Below are 22,064 nucleotides of genomic sequence, written 5' to 3' on the forward strand. Positions count from 1 at the left end.
TTAATTAACATTCATCAGTAAAAATATTAATTGTAGGAGGCGTTACTACAACAGGCCCTGTAGTTGCAGTTGCTTGTATGTATTCAATTCTGCACTCATCATCAGCAATGTAACTATTAGGGTATATAATAACTGTTCCAGTTGTTGTCGCATCAATATTAAAGTCATCTGTGTCTGGTGCTGTAGATGGAGCAAAGCTAACATCTAAAAATGCTTCAAATGCAGCAAGTGTTGCTGCTGGGTAACCATAAACTGTATCGACTGCATCCCCTGTATCTACAGTAACTTCAGCCGTTGCCTTTTTGTGATCACTAGCAATAATAGATTTGCCATTTACAATATTCATACCACTGCGAATAGACCCTTGTAAGCCTTCGAGTGTTGAAGCATTTGCATCACCTTGCAAGTTTAAAAAACGAGGGGCTGCGGTAACGGCTAAAATGCCTAAAATAACAATTACGATGATCAATTCAACAAGTGTAAAACCTGCTTGTTTATTCATTTGTAAACTTTTTAACGATTGCGTTTTCATAAATAAGCCTCTTTTTAATTACTTAGTTTTTAAATATTTTTACTTTGCCTGTTTTAGCAAAGTATGAAAAACCTGTTAAACCTGATATTTCACCCGTATTGGTAGGTATACTTTTAATATCAATGGTATGAGTTAAATAATAGACGCATTGCGTACTTTCTGCATTGTACCTAACTAAAAAACTTACACTTTTTATTATCGATATTTCACTACTTGAGGTACTACTTGGTGCATCTTGTAAAATTACATTTAATACTTGGCGGCATTTATGAGCATTTATAGACTCTGCACGAGTATCTTTTTTTTCTGTTTCGTCACTCGTTGGTGTACCTAACGATCCATCAACACCAACTATTACTCCTCCATAATTAACAAATGTTTTATTTGACTTACTATTTGGTCTCCCTTCTAACTCCCATTGACCTCTAACCATGCCAACAGCCGATGAAAAACCACCTGCGATAGCATCTACGCTTGCATTATGCGCTTGATTTTTAATACCTATATATTGAGGTATAGCAAAGCTCAAAATTACTGCCAGTAAAATAACAACAATAACTAACTCAAATAATGAGAAACCTTTTGAGTAAGCTATTGTTGTGTTCACCTTAATTCCCTTTAATTGCCGACATCATGTTCCACATAGGCATAAAAATACCCAATGCTAAAATCAGCACCATAATGGCAACAAACACAGTTAAAATAGGTTCTATTTTTGCAGTTAAGCTTCGTAAGTCATAATCAACTTCACGCTCATAATAATCAGCTGCTTCTTGAAGTAACTCATCAACCCGACCGGTTTCTTCACCTACGGCGACCATCTGTAATACAAGCTGAGAAAACAGCTCAGAACTTTTTGAGGCTCTAAGTAAGCTATCGCCTTTTTCTATATCTTGGCGCATAGTAATAATCGCTTTTTCCATATAGCTATTATCTACGGCATGCGCTGTTAGCGATAACCCCGTGGTCATAGGTACGCCAGAGCGCAATACCATAGCTAGACTTTGGCTGTAGCGCGCAAGCAATGTGCGTTTTAAAATATCTCCAATAAATGGAATTTTTAATTTATATTGATCCCACTTGAAGCGCCCAGCATCTGTATTTAAATAACGCCTCCACGCAAATACCGCCCCAATACCCATTACCAACAATAACCACCAGTAATTAACAAAAAAGCTGCTAGTACCAATTAATATTTGAGTCATTAACGGCAATTCGGCATCGAATTTGGCAAACATGCTCGCAAAGGTAGGAATTACAAAAATATTTAAAATAACCATAGCTGCTACAAGAGCCAAAATAACAAAAGTAGGGTAGCGCATAGCTGCTTTTATTCGTTTGCGAGTTTCCTGTTCTTTTTCAAAGTAAATAGCGAGTTGATAAAATGCATCTTCTAATCGGCCAGAACCTTCACCAACCATTACCATTGACACGGTTAAGCGGCTAAATACCTCGTTATGAATTGCCATTGCACTGGATAAGTCCCGGCCTTGCTCAAGTTGCCTGGTAACTTCCATCAATACATTTTTAAATTCTTTATTTTGTGTTGTATCTGCCAATCCAATCATTGCTCGTATAATTGGAATACCCGCTTTTAGTAGCGAATACATTTGTCTAGAAAACATAATCATGTCGTCTAGCGTTATTTTTTCGACAAATAAATTATCGAAAATTTTAATGTTATTTTTTGTTTCAACTAAAGAAATTGATATTGGTATAAATTGACGCTTCATTAAACTATCAGCTACGCCAGCTTGGTTACTCGCTTCTAATTGGCCTTTTACCAAAACACCTTTGCTGTCTTTCGCTTTATAGCTATATAGTTGCATCAATATCCCCTACTATTTCTGGGATATATTCAGCCACTTTAAATACTTCATCTAAAGAGGTAATACCTTTCTTAGCGTAATTTAATGCCATTGCTGAGAGCGGCGAAAAGTTAGCACTATTTTTAGCAGCCTTTGCAAAGCCTTGTGTGTCGTTAACTCGTAAGGCATCCATCATTGCATCATCCATTTCGAGCAACTCAAAAATACCTACACGTCCTTTATAACCAGTGTGATTACATGCTGTGCAACCTTGCCCTTTAGAAAATTGAGCATCTGTAATCTCTTCGCCTAAATATTTTAACCAACTTATTTCTTGGCGATCTGGCAAGTACGGTACTCTACAGTCATTACATACTCGCCTTACTAATCGCTGAGCAATAATCGCTCGCAGTGAACTTGCCACTAAGTAAGCCGGTGCACCCATGTCGATTAAGCGCATAGCGCTGGTAATTGCATCATTGGTATGTAACGTTGATAGTACTAGGTGGCCTGTTAAAGCGGCCCTTAATCCAATATCTACGGTTTCTTGGTCACGCATTTCGCCAACCATTATAATGTCAGGATCTTGCCTTAGAGCGGTCCGTAAAATACTGGCAAAACTTAGCCCTATTTTATTATTTATTTGTACCTGGTTAATACGTCCAATACGATACTCAACCGGATCCTCTACGGTAATAATTTTACTTTCTTGTTGGTTTAACTCACTCAATGCACCATAAAGTGTGGTTGTTTTACCCGAGCCTGTTGGCCCAGTAACTAAAACCATGCCATGTGGGCGTTTTATAATACTGCGCACACGTTTTAATATGTGTGCCGGCATGCCTGTTTCATCTAACGATAATAATCCTGCAGATTGATCAAGCAAACGCATTACAACTGATTCACCATGCTGAACCGGCATAGTAGATAGGCGCACATCAATACTATGACTGCGCACTTTTATATTAAACCGGCCATCTTGAGGGAGGCGTTTTTCAGATATATCTAATCCCGACATAAGCTTTAAACGTAGCACTAGTGCCGATGCTATTTTTACTTGGTTAAGAGTGTGCTCTTGTAATATTCCATCTACACGTTGACGAATGCGAAGCAAACCTTCATCTGGCTCAATATGAATATCAGATGCGCGAACTTGCACAGCATCCTCAAATATTGATTGCAGTAACTTTACGACGGTTGCATCAGATGTCTCATCACCTAAAGAGTTTAAATCAAACTCTTCTACGTCTTGGTATTCTTCATGGAGTTGTGCTGCAAAGTTGGTAATTTCATCTGTACGACGATATACGTTATCAAATGCAGCCATGATTTGGCTTTCTTGTACAACAGCTAAATCTATTCGTTTAGGAGCAAGCATAGTCGCAAGTTGATCAAGCCCCCTTAAATCAGCAGGATCGCTCATCCCGACCAAAACAGAGTCACCATTGTCTTCGATTACTAGTGCTCTGTAACGACGCGCATATACCTCAGATAAAAGCTTAGACACATCGTGTGATATTTTTCGCTGTGATATATCTAAAAAAGGTACCTGTAATTGCTGCGCTAAAAAGCGTAATAATTGTGGCTCACTAATAAACTCAAGTGTAATAAGTGTCGAACCTAATTTACGGCCCGTTGCAGCTTGAACATTTAATGCTTCACTTAGTTGCGCTTCAGTGATCATGTGTTCGTGGACAAGTAAATCGCCTAAGCGCATTTTTAAACTAGGTCTCATACGGCCTCCTTTAGTGCAACTAAACGCTGTAATGCATGCTGGGTCATAGCGGTATTTAACCCACCTAAATCTAGAGCTACTTTATAAAGCTGTTTAGCATCGAGGTACTCTCCTAGTGCATCTTTTGAGGTTGCAAGTGCAAGCCACCACTTGGCTTGGCTAGGCTGGAGCTGTGTAAGATGTTTAAAGCTTTCAAGTGCTTTATGGTGCTTACTCGCACTTTGCGCAGCAGTACCTTGCAGCACCCAAAAATCAAGATTCGCCTGGGATTCAAATTCATCACTTAAAAGTAGTAATACCCCTTCATACTGTTGTTGCATAATGAGTATTTTGCTTAGCATTACACGCCATTCAAGTACGTCAGGGTTTTGGCGAATACCCGCTTGCAAAACCTGTTGCGCAGAATTTATATCTTGCTGTTTAAAGTAAGTTGCAGCCAGTAAGTTTCGGGCCTCAACATGTAAAGGCGATTGCGCTAAAATAATGTTTAAATCACTAATTGCTTCGTTGTATAAGCCAAACTGTATTGCCTGTTTAGCTGCTGCTAATTGCTCGACTAATAAAGCCTGTGGTGACTTAGTTTCTGCTGCACTTTTGATCATAGTATTTTGTGGCTTAGTTTTAGTCACTGAAGTAACTTTTGGCTTGCTGACAATAACTTTGCTAGCCACTAACATATTACCTTTAGCTAGTGCAGGGCTTTGTTTAACCTCGGCAATTACAACCGGCTCAGCCGTTGGTTGAGAAACCAGTGATGTTGCTTCACTCAACTTGGATTCAGCTAAATCATTCACTTCCGGTTTTATTTGCTCAACTTGCACAGCCTTCTTCACAACTTCTTGCTCAACTAAAGGCTCTACAGTGCTTTTTTCATCTTGAGAATCAGATAAATTAGAGCTCAAAACCGCGACCATTTTTTGCTGTGGTAGCACAGACTCACGTTGAGTTTCTTTTTTGTCGGCGGTCGGTAAATACAGGTATGCTAAAAAAATGACACTTAGCATAATAAGTAAAATTGCGGCTTTAAATACAATGTTTTTTACATCATATATTGGCTTTACGCTTATACCTTCTTGAATATTCACTTGTTTAGCTTCACGTTGCTCAATATTTTTAAGCATATTATTTATAACGCTCATAACCACTGCCTCCATACCCATATGGCAGCAATAGCTAAAACACTAAACATTAACGCGCTGTAGCTCCAATATTGACCGGTTCGATATTTTGCGCAGTCTTCGGTATCTTTTATGGCAAGCTGAATATGGCGATTTGTTATTGTATTTAACCCTTCACCGTACGCTTGTAATAGTGCTTTGTGGCATAAAATATTAACTAATCTAGGAATTCCACGGCTTGCTCTGGCAATCTTAAGCCCCATACTATTATTAAATAAAGGAGGCCTATTAAATCCTGCAACTTGTAAGCGATGATTAATATAATAAACAACCTCAGCGCCAGTCATCGCCCGTAACTTATACGAAAAACTAATACGTTGGCGTAACTGCCTTACTTTATTGTTTGCCAGTTTTTCATCAAGTTCAGGTTGCCCAAATAACACAACTTGAATCAACTTTTCGCTTTCTGTTTCTAAGTTTGTAAATAATCTCAACGCCTCTAGAGTCTCCCAACTCAAGCATTGCGCCTCATCAATCAAAAGCACTACGCGCTCATTATCTTCTTGTAAGTCGAGTAAGTGATGATTTATAAGCTGCCCTAGTGCTTGTTGATCCAATGCTTTATCTACATCCATACCCAGTTCAATTGCAATCGCCCATCTAAGCTCTTCAGGACTTAAATAAGAGTTAGGTAAATAAGCCACAATGTAATCTGGCTCAAGTTGGTTTAATAGCTTTCTACAAAGCAACGTTTTACCTGTCCCAACTTCACCGGTGACTTTAATAAACCCTTCACCCATTTCAATGGCTGTTGTTAGCACTTGCATCGCTTCGTGGTGCGGTTCAAGTGCACAAAAAAATTGTGTGTTAGGGGTTAACGTGAAAGGCATTTCACTTAAATTAAAAAAGCTTAAATACATAGTTAGTTTTCATACCATGTTTTTAAAAGCTGACGGCTTTCACCTTGTTGTTTTTTCCAAGTATCGGGCATAACAACGGTTGGTTTGATTAAAATAATTAGTTCTTTTTTCTCTTGGCGTTTACGAATACTTTTGAATAAGTTGCCAAATATGGGGATATCACCCAGCACGGGTGTTTTTGATTCTTCATCCTGTGTTGACGTTTGCATCAAACCACCAATAACCACTATTTCGCCACTTTGAGCGCGAATAACGGTATCTGACTCTCGAATGTTGCTTTGCGCTAGAGGTAACTCAAAACGTTGATCGTCTAAAGTAATTACCTTTAGCTGCTCTTCTGTTTCAGTTACTGAAGGGTGAACATGCAAAATAACTGAGCCGTACTTGTCAATTTGCGGCGTTACATCAAGGGCAATACCAGAAAAGAACGGCGTTAAATCAATCTCAGGCGAGGTAGTTGTAGCAGTACCTGTTACCGTCGTACTTGATACATTGGTAACAAAGTATTCGTCTTGCCCTACTTTTATAACTGCTTTTTGGTTGTTTGTAGCCGTAACGCGAGGGTTGGATAACATTTGCACATCACCTTGGGTTTCTAGCAAATTAATAACCCCGTTAAAGTCACCTTTTTGAATTGTCAGCGATGACGCTCCGCCAATGGCAGCCGAAATGCTATTACTAATTGTAGAACCCGCTGTTGTAGCAAACGAAATACCGCCTTCTAAACCACTGGCTATGCGCTCCCAGTTGACACCTTGTTGGTACTCATCTTTTAAGGTTACTTCTATTATTTTCGCTTCTAGAATAACTTGGCGTTGCAGGTTTTCTTGGCTTTGACGTAAAAACTCTTTTAGCTGACTAATTTCGCTTGGTAATGCATTTACGGTTACCAAACTAGCTTGTGGGCTTGCAACAACATAGCGCCCATCGCTTGCGCCAATTAAAGACTTAAGGGCGACTTCTAATTCTTTCCAAAAATCATTTTTATTAATTGTTTGGATTCGAGAACCGTTTAAATCTAAGCTTTGATTATCGCCGCCAAACTCACTATTTTGCTGGTTACTACTACCTGAACTTGAACCACTCGAACCACTGCCACTTTGTGCAAATTGACTAACCCCACCAGCAACAACACTCACTGTAGACTGACCATGGCGCTGCATCATTAAATAATTTACAGGTATTGTTTCTGTGCGCATTTTGGCTGGTAGTACTTGTACAATTCGTCCTTCATTAACAATATCTAAAGGATACATACGCTTAATAACATTAATGACTTCATTAAACGTAACGCTTTTAAGATTTAAATTAATTGTGCCATTTACCTCAGGATGCACAGCAACACTAAAAGGGGTATCGTCTGTTAAGCCTGCAAAAAAAGCGCCTATTTCAACATCATTTGCAGCGACATCAAAACGCTTGATAGATAAATCATCACTTATAGTTTGCTCATTATTTATAGATGACAATAAGCTTTGTGTAAGTTCGCTTGGCATTTGTAAAGGCACAATTACTTTAGTCTCTGTAGGTCTTTCAGATAACTCTTGCTCTATATGATTTTTAACCTCTTTACCTGGTTTAAAGCTATGGCACGCAGTTAAAAATGTAGGTAACAATAGAAGAACAAGCCACGGATGAGATAAATTATTTTTTAATTTCATAGTCATATAATTCTAATTTTATTTGTTTATCATCATTTGCTAACACAACCTGTTTTGAGTTAATGCTTAGCACCCGAAAATCATCTACAGCATCACCAACTCGATAAATATGGCCTGAAATAATGGCCTTAAATGCTGTACTGTTTTTAATAATAGATTGCAATTTAAGTTCTGTACTTTGCTTAACTGGACTATTGTTACTCACAAACATATTTGGCTGAGTCGGATCGCGAAGTTGCGCAAGCGCACTCGGCGCAATAATGTAAAAAGCCAAAGTACAAATACTATAACGCGATAAATTTTTCATTAGCGCTCACTGTAGCAATTTGTAAAGTTAATTCAGCCTGAGGGTACTCTAGTACCTGATAACTAAACTCTTGTATTAATAACTTATCTTGATTATTTTTTAATGCGGCTAAATATTTTTGTAAGCTAAAGTAGCTACCTTGCAAAGTAACTACCATCTGATGCTCAAAAAATAATGTTTGCGTATCATGTTCACCTAGTTTTTCTACATCGATAGCCCGTGCTGGTTTTACATTAAAGCTACTCACTTTTACGTCGCTACTATCTACGAGCAAATCTTTTAAAACGGCAGGTACATTTTTAGCAGCTACAAAGCCTTGGCTAAAACTATTAAGTTGATTATTTATTTCGGCTAATTCATCTCTGGTTTGCGCAATTTGACCGCGTAAAACCTTAGTGTAGTCGTAGTTTAGTGCTTGGTTTAACATGGAGAGTTGCGCATTTATCTGCTGTAACTCTTGCAGCGTTGTATTGTGCTTTGAACGTATGTTGGCAACTTCATCTTGCTGTGGAAAAATAACGAACCAGAGACCGAGGTAAATCACTATAAACAAACCAACAAATAAGGTGGAATACTTCTCACGTTTTTGCAGCGATGCAAACTGAGCTTGGTATTTGACCCATAATGGCCAACCTTTATTTTTATTATTCTGGCTACTTGTTGTTTGGCTCATGGTTTATCGCCCTCATCACTAAGGTCTGTCGCTACATTAAATTCACTCACACCTGCTTGCGTAGATAACTCTAAAACTGAAAACTCTTTATCAATAAAAAATGGCGACTGTTTTAAATTATCAAACCAAATTGGTAAGAATTTTGATTGCGATGTTTGACCTTGAAGCGTCACACTTTGCCCTACAAACTTAATGTGGGTCAGCCAAATATTAGGTTCATGATACTTCGCTAAATCGTGCATTACCTGTGCGTAATCGGTTGCAGACTGATCTGAACTTTGCTCTAAATAGCTAAATATTTGCTGCTTGTGCAAAACCTCTTGCTGAAGTGTTTTTAGCTCATTAATAAAGAGTGTTTTATTTTGCTTCTCTGCTAACTGCTGTTTTACAACTTCTAACTGAGCTTTTCCTTGTTTGAGGTATTGCCTATTTTGTTCTAAATCAAGCTCACTAGAATATGTTTTATAACTGTAAAAAGCCCACGTGATTGCAATAATTAATAGCGCACCTAACCACAACGTAATCATTCCAGACAAAGGGACTGGGTCTCGCCGTACGCGTAAGGTTTTTTGATAAAAGTTAATCCGGGTTTTCATAGCACAGACTCAGGATCTGTTAATTGATAGGCTGCCCCAAGCGCATAATAAAAATTTGGCTCTAATTGCTGCGCTAATTCTAAGTTAGGCTCAAAATCTACAACTTTTACTTGTAAAAACTCTGCAAGCCCGGCTCTAAGAGTTAATGAAGATAAATCATCGCACTGTAACTGAATGCTGCGAATTGGTGGTTGCTTGAGCTGGCTTTCAAAAAAGTCCATAGAACGCTGAATTTCTAATCCTAACGCTTCTATCAATTCTTGATTTTGATCTTTATCAGAAATACCTAAAAAACCATTTAATCGTCTAGCTAATACTAATTGCCCATCACGAATAATTAAGATTCGAGGTTCATGATTAGCATGTTGCACAATCAGCATATGCGCCTCTTTGTATGAGCCAAACAAGGTAACTAAAACCATTTCTTCAGAGGTCATTGCACGCAAAACAGGTTTAGTTTGTTCAAAACTGTCTATAAACGGAAGTAGTTGCAGCTTATTCGTAATAAACACATTCATTTTGCTGCTTTGCATCGGTAATGTTATTGGATAATCGATAAAATCAGCCACAATATTTTCAGAAGCTATATCAACTAAATCTTTTGTAGTCCAAGGGAGTGACTGAATAATTTCTTCATCACTAAGGTTTGGTTTATCCATTTGCACTATTTGATAAAAGTAGTGCGGTATGACTAAATTAACGGCACAAATATCAGTAGAAACCTCATTTGTACAAGCAACAATTGCAGCGGTATAATCGGTTTGCTCAGACACATTTACACTGTGAGAACTGTGAACCATCCATTGGTCGCGTTGTTTTTTTAAACATACTGCGTTAACAGTATCTGCGTAAGTTGCAACACCAATAGCTGTATTTGGATCTAAACTACGATTTAACCATGAAAACAGCTTTTCTTTCATATAGCTACTATTGTTAATTATGTATGAAATAAGTGTCGTACATTTTAACTACTTTGCCAAATTGAAAACCAACAAAATGCATGAAACATTCAAAATAGATGAAAATAACTATATTCAACAAATAGATAGCTCGTTTCTAAAAAAGAGAAATATTTATTTAGGTATAAAACGTGATGATTTGCTCCATCCGCTAATAAGTGGCAATAAATGGCGTAAATTAAAATATAATTTAGCGTACATGCAAAAGATAAATAAAACAGAACTCCTGACTTTTGGTGGTGCGTTTTCAAACCATATTCACGCCTGTGCAGCTGCCGGAAAAGAATTTAATATAAAAACTCGCGCGATTATTCGCGGACCTGAACTGGATAACAACAACCCAACAATCCAATTTGCAAAACATTGTGGTATGAACCTACATGTAGTTAATCGTATAGAGTATCGAAAACGCCACGACACCGATTACCTTAATGCACTGCAAGAGCGCTTTCCAAATGCTTATATTATTCCTGAAGGTGGTACAAACGAGCACGCCTTATTAGGATGTAAAGAGTTAGTACAAAGCTTACCTGAGCATAACTACTTAGTGTGCCCTACCGGTAGTGGTGGCACGCTTGCTGGATTAATAGAAGGCAGTGCTTCAACAACACAAGTGATTGGTGTAGCAGTATTAAAACAAGCTAATTATTTAAATGAAGAAATAAAAAAGCTGAGCGCTAAAGCTAATAATCAAAACAACTGGCAGTTACTCACAGAGTTTCATGGTGGTGGCTATGGTAAGTTTTCACCTGAGTTATGGCAGTTTTGCCAAGATATGAGCCGCACACATAATCTACCGCTTGAGCCTATTTATAGCGGAAAAATGATGTATGCATTGTGGCAACTTATCGAGCAAGATTATTTCCCATCTGGGAGTAAAATTATTGCGGTTCATACTGGCGGGCTTCAGGGCTTGAATGGACTTAAATATAGAGGGTTAATTTAATTAAATACCGCTTGCGTAAACTCTTGAAGTGGCTCTGAAAAGTAAAACCCTTGAGCTCCCACCACTCCCAATTTGGCAAGCGTAAACAACTCTTTTTGAGTCTCTACGCCAACTGCATACACAGGTAAATTTAAAAGGTTTGCGGCTTCAACTATCTTTTTTATTTGCCTTTGATTTTGAGTTTTTTCATTTAATAAATGAATTAGTTCGTATGATAATTTAAGCCCGCATACTTGGTTATAATTAGCTAATACAGCTACTTTTTCACTACTTTTTACATTATCAATCACAACTTGTGAACGGCTTTTTTTAATTATATTTAGTGCATTAGTTATCGATTCTCTATGAATAAAAAATTCGGTCTCACTTATTTCAAATTGTAATTTAGTACTTAATTTAAGCTCTGCTATTTGACTAGGTAACCATTCCCAAAATACATTATTAAACCAATTTTTAGGGTGTAGATTTACACTAACTGTTAAAGCCGAAGACTCACTGAGCATTAGCTTTTTAACTTGTGTTATTACTGCTTTATCTAATATTAAAGCGTCTTGATTACTATAAACCTGATTAATAAAATAACGAGCAGCTAGTAAACCAAGTTGGCTATGCCTAACCCTAATAAGAGCTTCATGTTCTAAAATTTCCCCGCTAGAGAGCTCAAATAAAGGCTGGAAGAATAATATAAATTTGTTCTTTTTAATATTTTCGATAACTTGCTTACTAGAAAGTGGTTTTTCTTGACAGTAATTTAACGCTAAGCGGTGAGAGTGCTGTACTGAGCTGTTTTGCGATAGCATAAGTGCTGATTTTGCTAACTGATAAACCGCAATTTTATCTGCGCCTAATCGATAGTCGCACGCACCTATTTTAATGTTTTTATGAGTCATACTTTTTTGATAATTTTGGCATAGTAAAAACACGCTCTGATGGAGCTTTTCAACGTAGCTGTCTAACTCGGGAGTAAGTATATGTGGCAAGGTGACGGCCAAGTAACTGGAATTTAGTATTTTTACCGACACATCTTTAAATTCAGTCAATTTTCTAGTGATTAACACTTTAAAAATAGCTTCTTTATCGGTTTTCTTGTCAAAGTCACATTCAATGAGTAAAAATAAGCTATGTGATGCTCTATTAACCCCATACAACGAACTTAATTCGCATTTTTTTACTTGTTTAATTAATCGTATTTTATTTTGTTTTTGTTTAATAATTTTAGTAGGTTGTATCATTGTATTTTTGGGCGTAATTCTACGGCTTACATTCAATAAGCCCCACCAACGATAAGACCAGCCAGCGGCGCCTAATATAATCAAGTTTAGCAATATAAATAAGTAACTTTGTGTTACCCAAGCAGGATAGTGATAGAGACCCAAACTTAATGTTTTGTAAGAAAAAACTTCGCGCTCTATATTCACTAAATGCCTAAAATGCTCTGCAGGCTCTGGCACCTCCAACACAAAACCTTCACTTTTAGCTAATGCGGCCAACACTCTATTGTTTATAGAAGGAGATAAATTCAGCTCGTAAACGTATTTAACGAACTGCTGGCCAGAAGCATGAACTTTTTGATGTAATGCATCATTTAAAACGAAATTAAAACTAGCAAGTATCATTAAAAATAAGACAAAAAAGATACCTTTGAAGTACTTTAAAAGCCAGAGTTTACTCTTTTGCATAGCCTGCCACCCGTTAAATTATTAACTAAAGTGTTGTTCAATATCTATAGAAGTACAAGGTCGTAAAGCAAGTTTAAACATTTATTAATAGCGCTAAACAAAAAACACTCTGATAAACGAGACATAATAGTTTAAATTAGTTAGGTATTAGATAAAAGCCTACATGGGGGCTGTTTAAAAGTCTGTGTCATTTCAACATTATTAAATAGATGGACTGATAATTAATTTAATTGCTCATACATAATTTTACTTCGCACTAATTGAGCGAGTGTTTTAGCACCTAATTTTTCCATTACATGAGAGCGATGAACTTCAACGGTGCGTTCACTAATACTAAGATCGCACGCGATTACTTTATTCATTGCCCCATCAGTCACTCGTTCAAACACTTCACGTTCTCGACTCGACAACGATTCAACATTAATCTTATTTTTATGCTTATCGAGTGATTTTTCATGTTGTTTTTCATCAAGTACCAATGCCTCATTAATACGGTCAATCAAGTGCTGTTCATTAAATGGTTTTCTAATAAAATCAATTGCTCCTAAACGCATCGCTTCTACAGCCATCGGGATATCACCATGCCCGGTAATAAATATTATTGGTAATGAGCAATTTAAATCTTTAAGTTTTTGTTGTAGCTCTAAACCACTCATTTTAGGCATACGTATATCCAATACTAAGCAACCAGCCATGGTTTCATTATATACATCCAAAAACGCAGCGCCTGAACTAAAGCTCTGAGCGTCAATATCAATAGAGTCTAGTAGTATTTCAAGCCCTTCACGAATACCTTCATCGTCATCAATTATAAAAACGCTTTGCTTATCGCTCATAAACGACTCCTCTATTATGTGTTGGCAAAGTAAACATAAAAATAGCTCCTGTTGGCTTATTGTCATAAAAGTGAATATGCCCACCATGTTCTTCAACAATGCTTTTAGATATAGATAGACCGATGCCTGTGCCATTTTCTTTGGTTGATGAAAATGGTTTAAATAACTTCTCTCTAATTTCTTCAGGTAACCCTACACCGGTATCAGCCACTGATATCTCAACATATTTATCTTCATTCAATTTTATTTCGAGCTCTATTTTTGAATCATTTTTATAAGCATTTAACTGCATAGCTTCCATACCATTGCGTAATAAATTAAGAATAACCTGCTCTATTTGCACCCGATCAACAAACACATCAATTTGTTCATCACATGTAATTATTCTGACAGTAATATTGCGAAGTCGCGCTTCTGATTCTGCTAGGTTTGTTACTTCTTTTATTAAAAATATACAATCAATGACTTCTTTTGATCGTTGCCCTTTTTTGGTCATTAACTGCATACGCTCAATAACGGCTCCCGCTCGACGAGAGTGTAAACTTAGTTTTTCAAATATTAAGGGGAGTTTGTCAAACCTCCCTTTCTCACAAAAGTTTTTTGCCGTCTGAGAGAAAAGAGAAATAGCCGTCAGAGGTTGATTTATTTCATGTGCAATTCCTGCTGCCATTTCACCCAATGCATTGACCCTTTCGGTATGCGCTAATTGTTCAGTATGAAGCCGGGCTTGGTCTTCTGACGCACGTTGCTTGGTAATATCTCGAATCAAACCTACAAACATTGTACTTTCATGATTCTGTATTTCACTTACAGATAAGTGAATTGGAAATGTTGTGCCATCTTTATGCTTAGCTACAAGCTCACGACCCACACCAATAATATGCGTCTGCTTCGTTTTTAAATATTGAGCTAAATGCTGGTCATGGTTTTTACTAAATGATGTAGGCATTAATATTGTTACGTTTTTATCTTTTACTTCATCTGAGGCATAACCAAACATAGCTTGCGCAGCAAAATTAAAACTTTGTATAAGCCCGTATTGATCAATGGTAATAACGGCTTCAACAACTGAATTTACTACCGCATCAGAGAAAGCATAACTACTAATTAGGTCAGCTTCAGCCTGCTTAATAGAGGTAATATCATTAATAAATCCTTCAATAATAACTTCACCATTAAAAATAGAACTAACCGGTCCTCCTTTTTCCCACACTAATTTGATCCCACTATTTTTGGTATTAATTCTATATTCAAGTTCAAAGGAGCGTTTTTCTTTGACAGCCTCTGTAAGTGACGCCTGTACTCGCTCATAATCACCTGAATGTATTATTTCCCTCCACAGCATTCTATTTTTTTTAAACTCAGCTCGAGAATAACCAGTTAAACTTTCGCACCCATCACTAACCAGTATCATAGGCCAGCTCATAGTATTAAAAGACTGATATGCCATGCCGGGAAGATTTTTTAATAAATATTCAATCTTATAACGCCCGTCTTTTATTTTACTGCGTGCAAATAAATAAGTATAAGCAGCCAACACAATTAAAAAAGCAATAAAAATACCAAGTGAAATTAAAATTCTCATGATTTTATAGTGAGCAATATACAAAAACTCATCACTGGGCGATATGCTTATCTCCCACTTATGACCTTGTAAATCATAGGATGCTTTTTTATCCCAAATGCTTGTAACAGGAAATGAATTTGTTTGATCTGAATATACTTTTTGCCCATCAATAAACAGCGTAAAATGATATTCCTTAAGTAAAAATGCAGGTACAACTGTCTTAATGTAAGGTTCAAAAATCAACGCACTTGCAATAAAACCCTCTAGTTTTTTATTGGTGTTAAAAACAGGAATATATATTCCGATACCCTCTCCACCATAAATAGATTGCAAAGGTGTTGTGACGACTGCTTGTTCTGTATTTTGTGCTTTTATTGCGGCTAACAATGCAGGCAGATTTAATGCCAAATTAAAATCGATGGCGATCTCATTACCTTGCTTTGGTATTATTCTTCGCACATGTAATGATCTATCAATCCAACCTATGGCTTGATAGCCATGTTGCGAATCGTACAATGTTTTACTGATTACTTCCCAATCACCTTGTGGCATATCGCTTGATATAGAAGACAACTTAGATAACTCTGACAGTGATGTTATTCGCCCTTCCAAATCATCTTTAAGCAGTGCTTTAATACCTTGGGCAGTATTTTGCGTTACTCGTTCAATATGGATTCGCTCTTGGGAATCTATATGAAATACTACAAAAATCATTAAACACGTAACCAGTATTCCTACCATTATTGCGTACAATAAAATAGCTAATTGGGATGAGGAAAATACTTTCGATTTTTTATCACTGTAATTCATGATGAATTTAAACTAGCGCCTCGTTGATTAATAACTAGTGCGTTTACCCACTACGCACTGCATTATTTTATAATCCGTTATCACTCCCATCCGCGTCAAGGATTAACTGAGTGATTAAAAATAAATAAATCAAACAGTTATACTTTCAAGATGTGGATTCCCACATGTATTTACGTAACACCACGAATAGCCTCACTTTAGTACTTGTTTTACCATAATTATACACGCAGCTTCTAAGCGTTATTAATTTTAAAATAAGAGTCTTATTTAATTTAACTGAGGATATTATCATGAGCTATGCAACAACAAATCCATATACAGGTGAGGTTATAAAAACTTTTCCTGATGCTACTGATGCTGAAATTACTCAAGCAATAGAAAATGCCGATTCTGCATTTCAATCATGGAAAAAAACACCTTTCTCTTCTCGCGCTAAAATAATGCAAAAAGCGGCTGACTTATTACGTAAAGATGTAGTTAGTTACGCCAACTTATTAACTTTAGAAATGGGTAAAATAACATCAGAAGCAAAGGCTGAAGTTGAATTATCCGCAGCTATTTTAGAGTACTACGCGAATAATGCTGAGAGACTTCTCGCATCAGAAAAATTACCCGTTGCAGATCCAGCTGAGGGCGAGGCAATTATTATCCATGAACCACTTGGTGTATTGCTTGCCATTGAGCCATGGAATTTTCCGTATTATCAAGTTGCTCGTATTATTGCGCCGCAATTGTCAGCGGGTAACACTATGCTACTAAAACATGCGGGTATTGTTCCACAATGTGCAGCAGCATTTGAAGCACTTATGCTCGAAGCTGGTCTGCCAAAAGGCGCTTTTAAAAACCTATACGCCGCACATTCCCAAACAGAAATGATCATTTCTCATCCATTAGTTCGTGGTGTTGCACTTACCGGTTCTGAAAGCGCTGGTGCAATCGTTGCTTCTACCGCTGGTAAAGCACTTAAAAAGTCTACATTAGAGCTTGGTGGTGCAGATGCATTTGTTGTACTTGCTGACGCTGAAATGGAAAAAACGGTTAATTGGGCAGTATTTGGTCGTCACTGGAACGGTGGGCAAGTATGTGTATCGTCTAAACGAATGATCATCGAAGATGAAGTTTATGATGAGTTTGTTGAACTTTATACTGCTGGTATTGCTAAGTTGCAAGCAGGTGATCCGCTTGATCCCACTACAACTTTGGCGCCATTGTCATCACAAGGTGCAGCTGATGAACTAAAAGTTAAAATTAACGAAGCGATCAAGCTTGGTGCAACAGCCACTGAAGTGGGTCCTAAAGTACCTAGTCAAGGCGCCTTTGTACAACCCACTATTTTAAAGAATATTAGCGAAGATAATCCGGCTCGCAACTGGGAATTCTTTGGTCCTGTGTCTATGTTATTTCGTGCAAAAAATGAAGATGACGCAATTAGAATTGCGAACGACTCTCCATTTGGCTTAGGTGGCTCTGTATTTACGTCAAACCCTGATCATGGCTTAGAAGTTGCCAAAAAAATATCTACCGGCATGGTGTTTGTAAACCATCCAACGATGGTAAAAGCCGACTTACCATTTGGTGGTGTTCGCCGTTCTGGTTATGGTCGTGAACTAATTGGCTTGGGTATTAAAGAGTTTGTTAACCACAAACTAATCGACGTTGTTGACATTGATGCGCCATTTTAAATAGCGCAGTTTAATAAAAACCCCTTAAATATTAATAGGAACGATTATGAATAACAAAATGAAAGCAGCCGTTGTTGAGCAATTTGGCAAACCTTTAGTTCTACGCGATTTAGATATTCCATCACCTAATGCAGGGCAAATATTAGTTAAAACAGAAGCCTGCGGTGTATGCCACACAGATTTACATGCAGCAAACGGTGATTGGCCATTAAAACCAACTCCACCATTTACTCCTGGCCATGAAGGCATTGGGCTAGTTACCAAAATTGGCGAAGGTGTTACAAGCGTAAAAGTAGGCGATAGAGTCGGTGTTCCGTGGCTATATTCAGCTTGTGGACACTGTGAATTTTGCTTAAGTGCTTATGAACCAGTATGTCCTGATGCTGAGTTTGGTGGCTACACTAAAGATGGTGGTTTTGCCGAGTATATTATTGCCGATCCTAAGTACGTTGCACTTATTCCTGATGGCTTATCAGCAGTACAAGCGGCCCCTATAATTTGTGCTGGTATTACAACTTACAAAGGTATTAAAGAAACCGATGCTAAACCAGGTGAGTGGGTAGCAATTTCAGGTTGTGGTGGACTTGGTCATTTAGCGATTCAATATGCCAAGGCGATGGGTCTTAAAGTGTGTGCTATAGATATTGATGACGGTAAGCTTGAACACGCAACCTTACTTGGCGCCGATGCAGTCGTAAATGCTAAAACAGATAATGCAGCAGACACCGTCAAAGAAATAACGCAAGGTGGCGCCCATGGCGTACTGATTACGGCTCCTTCCCTACCAGCATTTGAGCAAGGGGTTAATATGACCCGTAAACACGGTACATGTGTTTTAGTTGGCTTACCGCCTGGTGAGTTTCCGACGCCATTATTTGATGTAGTAGCAAATTGCATCACTATTAAAGGATCATTTGTTGGGAACCGCAAAGATATGGCCGAAGCGCTCGCTTTTGCGGCACAAGGCAAAGTTAAGGCGGATATTGAATTACAGCCTTTAAGCGCTATTAATGAAATATTTGAAAGACTCGAACATGGCAAAGTACCATCTCGTGTAGTTATTGATTTTACACTTTAAACAGTAATAAATACGGTGGATTCATGTTAGTAAATAACATATTTCATCGTATCGCTAATTCCATAACGCCTAGATACATATTAATTCCTCTTCATGGCATTTAAATCGAGGTTCGACAATGAAAATTGGTGTTCCAAAAGAAATCCACACTGGCGAGCGACGAGTCGCGACGACCCCTGATGTAGTAAGTAAATTAACAAAGCTTGGTTTTGATGTTGTCATTGAAACTGGTGCAGGAATGGCGGCTAATTACGCCGATGATGCGTATGGTGAAGCTGGTTGTAAAATAGTTAACTCAGCACAAGATGTATGGGCACAGTCTGATATTGTACTAAAAGTACAAGCACCTGAAGGTGATGAAAATACATTACTAAAAAGCGGACAAACATTAATCTGTTTTTTATGGCCGGCACAAAACCCAGAGATGCTAAAAGATTTAACTCAGCGTGGTATCACCGCCATTGCAATAGATAGCATTCCTCGTATTTCTCGGGCACAAAAAATGGATGCCCGCAGCTCAATGTCCAACATATCAGGCTATCGTGCAATTGTAGAAGCAGCTCAACATTTTGGCCGGTTTTTTACCGGACAAATTACAGCGGCAGGAAGAGTTGCTCCCGCCAAGGTACTTGTAATTGGTGCCGGTGTTGCTGGTTTAGCCGCTATTGGGGCTGCAAAAAGTATGGGCGCAATTGTTCGCTCATTTGATACGCGTGCTGAAGTAAAAGAGCAAATTGAAAGCATGGACGCTGAGTTTTTAATGCTCGACTTTAAAGATGAAGACGGCTCAGGCGAAGGCGGTTACGCTAAAGTAATGAGCGATGAATTTATCGAAGCCGAAATGGCATTGTTTGCAGCGCAAGCTAAAGACGTTGATATAATTGTTACTACCGCACTCATACCCGGAAAACCAGCGCCTAAGTTGATCACCAGCGAGATGGTTGCATCAATGAAGAGCGGCAGCGTAATAGTCGATCTTGCAGCCGAACAAGGTGGAAACTGTGAATTAACAGTTCCGGGTAAGGTTGCCGTATGCCATGGTGTATCGATTATTGGTTACACCGATTTACCAAGTCGCCTTGCTGCACAATCGAGCCAATTATACAGTAATAACTTATACAACCTGTTAGCCGAAATGACCCCAGAAAAAGACGGCAAACTCTTTGTTGATATGACAAACGACGTTGTTTTAGGTGCAACTATATGTACTGAAGGAAAAACAACTTGGCCGCCACCAGCGCCCACACTATCTGCCCCCCCTAAAAAGGTTGCGGCTACACCTAAACCTAAACCCACTATTGTTGAGAAAAAGAAATCGGTATTTGGGCCTATAATTGGCGCCGCTATCGGTGCATTAGCATTGCTTGGGCTTGGTGGCGTTGCACCCGCTGATTTTATGTCTCATTTTACCGTTTTTGTCTTAGCCTGCTTTGTAGGTTATATGGTTATTTGGAGTGTATCGCCTGCACTACATACGCCTTTAATGAGTGTAACCAATGCCATTTCAAGCATTATTGTTATCGGTGCTTTAATTCAAATAAGCTCAACAGACGACACCATTAAATGGTTTGCCGTTTTTACCGTGTTAATTGCGAGTATTAATATTGTTGGCGGCTTTGCTGTAACACATCGCATGCTCAAAATGTTCCGTAAGTGAGGTTGTCATGATCAGTACTGGTATTGTAACCGTGGCATACATTGCTGCGATGGTTCTTTTTATTTTGGCTTTAAACGGCCTATCCAATCAAGAAACTGCCCGTAAAGGTAATTGGTATGGTATTTCAGGCATGGTTATTGCGCTTTTGGCGACTGTTTTAGGTGTTGTTACCAATAATTATATTGAGTTGATGATTGCATTATTAGTGGGTGGCAGTATTGGCTTACTTGTAGCAAAACGAGTGCAAATGACTGAAATTCCAGAGCTGATTGCTATTTTGCACAGTCTAGTCGGACTCGCGGCTATAATGGTTGGGTATGCTAACTTTGCGGATGCTTCTAGTCATTTTTCAGGAATTGATTTGACCATTCACGATATTGAAACCTATATAGGTGTTTTAATTGGTGCTATTACATTTTCAGGTTCAATTACCGCTTTTGGTAAATTATCTGGTCGAATAGGCAGTAAACCTTTAACACTACCAGGGCGACACATATTTAACCTTGTTTTATTAGTTGCTGTAGCGTGGCTTGGGCAGCAATTCGTTGTGCAGTCTGCTGTTGGTAACGGCATGTTCCCACTGATTATTATGATAGCGCTTGCTTTAGTTTTTGGTATTCATATGGTGATGGCAATTGGCGGTGCCGATATGCCGGTTGTTATATCTATGCTTAATAGTTATTCAGGCTGGGCCGCTGCCGCAACAGGCTTTATGCTAAATAACGATTTACTCATTGTAATTGGTGCATTAGTTGGTTCAAGCGGAGCTATTTTGAGCTATATAATGTGCAAAGCTATGAACCGAAATTTTTTATCAGTCATTGCCGGTGGATTCGGTAGTAGCAATGTAAAAGCTTTACCTGCAGGGGATCAAGAACAAGGTGAAGTACTAACAATCAGTGCAATCGAAACAGCAGAGCTGCTCATGAGCGCAAAAGAAGTAATGATTATTCCTGGATACGGAATGGCCGTTGCAAAAGCGCAGCAAATAGTCTCTGAACTCACAAGTAAATTACGTGAAAAAGACATTAACGTGCGCTTTGCAATACACCCTGTTGCAGGACGAATGCCTGGACAAATGAATGTATTATTAGCTGAAGCTAAAGTTCCTTACGACATTGTTTTTGAAATGGATGAAGTAAACGACGATTTTCCACAAGTTGATGTTTCACTTGTGATTGGTGCAAACGATATTGTAAACCCGTCAGCACTTGATGAACCAAATAGCCCTATCGCCGGCATGCCAGTACTTGAATGCTGGCATGGTAAAGCGTCTATCGTTTTAAAGCGCAGTATGGCAACTGGTTATGCTGGGGTACAAAATCCATTGTTTTTTAAAGATAATACACAAATGCTCTTTGGAGATGCCAAAGACACGTTAGTCGAAGTTGTTGCTGCACTATAAAAGTAACGTTGCAAAGCCGTGGAGGATTCCATGGCTTTGTTATTTTTGCATTACTTAGATTTTATATTTTTGAGATCCGCTTAATTGCCGTGATT

General features: G+C 38.2%; 19 protein-coding genes. 5 read left to right on the forward strand and 14 right to left on the reverse strand.

Annotated elements, in window-relative coordinates:
* Positions 1-4: 4 nt before the first annotated feature.
* The 11 genes from L659_RS0105475 to L659_RS0105525 are packed head-to-tail and all read right to left on the reverse strand — an operon-like array spanning position 5 to position 10,270.
* On the reverse strand, positions 5-532 hold the full coding sequence (locus tag L659_RS0105475; RefSeq protein ID WP_024589863.1) for a prepilin-type N-terminal cleavage/methylation domain-containing protein: 528 nt from the start codon (positions 530-532) through the stop codon (positions 5-7).
* Between the two features lie 22 nt (positions 533-554).
* Positions 555-1,139 (reverse strand): pilus assembly FimT family protein, encoded by a 585-nt coding sequence (locus L659_RS0105480; protein ID WP_024589864.1) that lies wholly within the window; start codon positions 1,137-1,139, stop codon positions 555-557.
* A gap of 1 nt (position 1,140) precedes the next feature.
* Positions 1,141-2,361, reverse strand: coding sequence for a type II secretion system F family protein (locus L659_RS0105485; protein WP_024589865.1), 1,221 nt, complete (start codon positions 2,359-2,361; stop codon positions 1,141-1,143).
* Entirely contained in the window at positions 2,348-4,075 is a 1,728-nt protein-coding gene (locus L659_RS0105490; protein ID WP_024589866.1) for a GspE/PulE family protein, read from the reverse strand. The genes L659_RS0105485 and L659_RS0105490 overlap by 14 nt, the downstream gene beginning before the upstream one ends.
* Entirely contained in the window at positions 4,072-5,214 is a 1,143-nt protein-coding gene (locus tag L659_RS0105495; protein WP_024589867.1) for a tetratricopeptide repeat protein, read from the reverse strand. The genes L659_RS0105490 and L659_RS0105495 overlap by 4 nt, the downstream gene beginning before the upstream one ends.
* Positions 5,211-6,113, reverse strand: a complete 903-nt coding sequence (locus L659_RS0105500) for an ExeA family protein (protein WP_007586321.1) — start codon at positions 6,111-6,113, stop codon at positions 5,211-5,213. Before L659_RS0105500 ends, L659_RS0105495 begins: the two co-directional genes overlap by 4 nt.
* A 2-nt stretch (positions 6,114-6,115) precedes the next feature.
* Positions 6,116-7,774, reverse strand: coding sequence for a pilus (MSHA type) biogenesis protein MshL (mshL, locus tag L659_RS0105505; protein WP_024589868.1), 1,659 nt, complete (start codon positions 7,772-7,774; stop codon positions 6,116-6,118).
* Positions 7,758-8,081, reverse strand: coding sequence for a hypothetical protein (locus L659_RS0105510; protein WP_007586318.1), 324 nt, complete (start codon positions 8,079-8,081; stop codon positions 7,758-7,760). Before L659_RS0105510 ends, mshL begins: the two co-directional genes overlap by 17 nt.
* A complete protein-coding gene (locus L659_RS0105515) occupies positions 8,059-8,754 on the reverse strand; it encodes a hypothetical protein (RefSeq protein ID WP_010553778.1) in 696 nt (231 codons plus the stop codon). The genes L659_RS0105510 and L659_RS0105515 overlap by 23 nt, the downstream gene beginning before the upstream one ends.
* A complete protein-coding gene (locus L659_RS0105520; protein ID WP_225305713.1) occupies positions 8,751-9,350 on the reverse strand; it encodes a PilN domain-containing protein in 600 nt (199 codons plus the stop codon). The genes L659_RS0105515 and L659_RS0105520 overlap by 4 nt, the downstream gene beginning before the upstream one ends.
* Entirely contained in the window at positions 9,347-10,270 is a 924-nt protein-coding gene (locus tag L659_RS0105525; RefSeq protein WP_024589870.1) for a hypothetical protein, read from the reverse strand. Before L659_RS0105525 ends, L659_RS0105520 begins: the two co-directional genes overlap by 4 nt.
* 76 nt (positions 10,271-10,346) lie before the next feature.
* On the opposite strand from L659_RS0105525, the gene L659_RS0105530 reads away from it, so the two are divergent.
* Positions 10,347-11,255, forward strand: coding sequence for a 1-aminocyclopropane-1-carboxylate deaminase/D-cysteine desulfhydrase (locus L659_RS0105530; protein ID WP_024589871.1), 909 nt, complete (start codon positions 10,347-10,349; stop codon positions 11,253-11,255).
* Here L659_RS0105530 and L659_RS0105535 read toward each other — a convergent pair.
* From L659_RS0105535 to L659_RS0105545, 3 genes are all read right to left on the reverse strand, one after another.
* The gene (locus L659_RS0105535) at positions 11,252-12,934 is read right to left on the reverse strand and encodes an EAL domain-containing protein (protein ID WP_024589872.1); all 1,683 of its coding nucleotides are present in this window, start codon (positions 12,932-12,934) and stop codon (positions 11,252-11,254) included. The two genes, L659_RS0105530 and L659_RS0105535, sit on opposite strands and share 4 nt — an antisense overlap.
* 221 nt (positions 12,935-13,155) lie before the next feature.
* Positions 13,156-13,770, reverse strand: coding sequence for a response regulator transcription factor (locus L659_RS0105540; protein ID WP_024589873.1), 615 nt, complete (start codon positions 13,768-13,770; stop codon positions 13,156-13,158).
* Entirely contained in the window at positions 13,760-16,051 is a 2,292-nt protein-coding gene (locus tag L659_RS0105545) for a PAS domain S-box protein (RefSeq protein WP_081709140.1), read from the reverse strand. Before L659_RS0105545 ends, L659_RS0105540 begins: the two co-directional genes overlap by 11 nt.
* Positions 16,052-16,437: 386 nt before the next feature.
* Between L659_RS0105545 and L659_RS0105550 the strand changes: the two genes are divergently transcribed.
* From L659_RS0105550 to pntB, 4 genes are all read left to right on the forward strand, one after another.
* A complete protein-coding gene (locus L659_RS0105550; RefSeq protein WP_024589875.1) occupies positions 16,438-17,829 on the forward strand; it encodes an NAD-dependent succinate-semialdehyde dehydrogenase in 1,392 nt (463 codons plus the stop codon).
* A 58-nt stretch (positions 17,830-17,887) separates the two neighbouring features.
* Positions 17,888-18,907 carry an alcohol dehydrogenase AdhP gene (gene adhP, locus L659_RS0105555; protein ID WP_196812465.1) on the forward strand — a complete coding sequence of 340 codons (1,020 nt, stop codon included), beginning with the start codon at positions 17,888-17,890 and terminating at the stop codon, positions 18,905-18,907.
* Between the two features lie 118 nt (positions 18,908-19,025).
* Entirely contained in the window at positions 19,026-20,564 is a 1,539-nt protein-coding gene (locus L659_RS0105560) for a Re/Si-specific NAD(P)(+) transhydrogenase subunit alpha (protein ID WP_024589877.1), read from the forward strand.
* Positions 20,565-20,574: 10 nt separating this feature from the next.
* Positions 20,575-21,969, forward strand: coding sequence for a Re/Si-specific NAD(P)(+) transhydrogenase subunit beta (pntB, locus tag L659_RS0105565; RefSeq protein ID WP_024589878.1), 1,395 nt, complete (start codon positions 20,575-20,577; stop codon positions 21,967-21,969).
* Positions 21,970-22,064: the final 95 nt, after the last annotated feature.

This window comes from Pseudoalteromonas sp. S8-8, from assembly GCF_000497875.1.
Taxonomy (GTDB): Bacteria; Pseudomonadota; Gammaproteobacteria; order Enterobacterales; family Alteromonadaceae; genus Pseudoalteromonas; species Pseudoalteromonas arctica.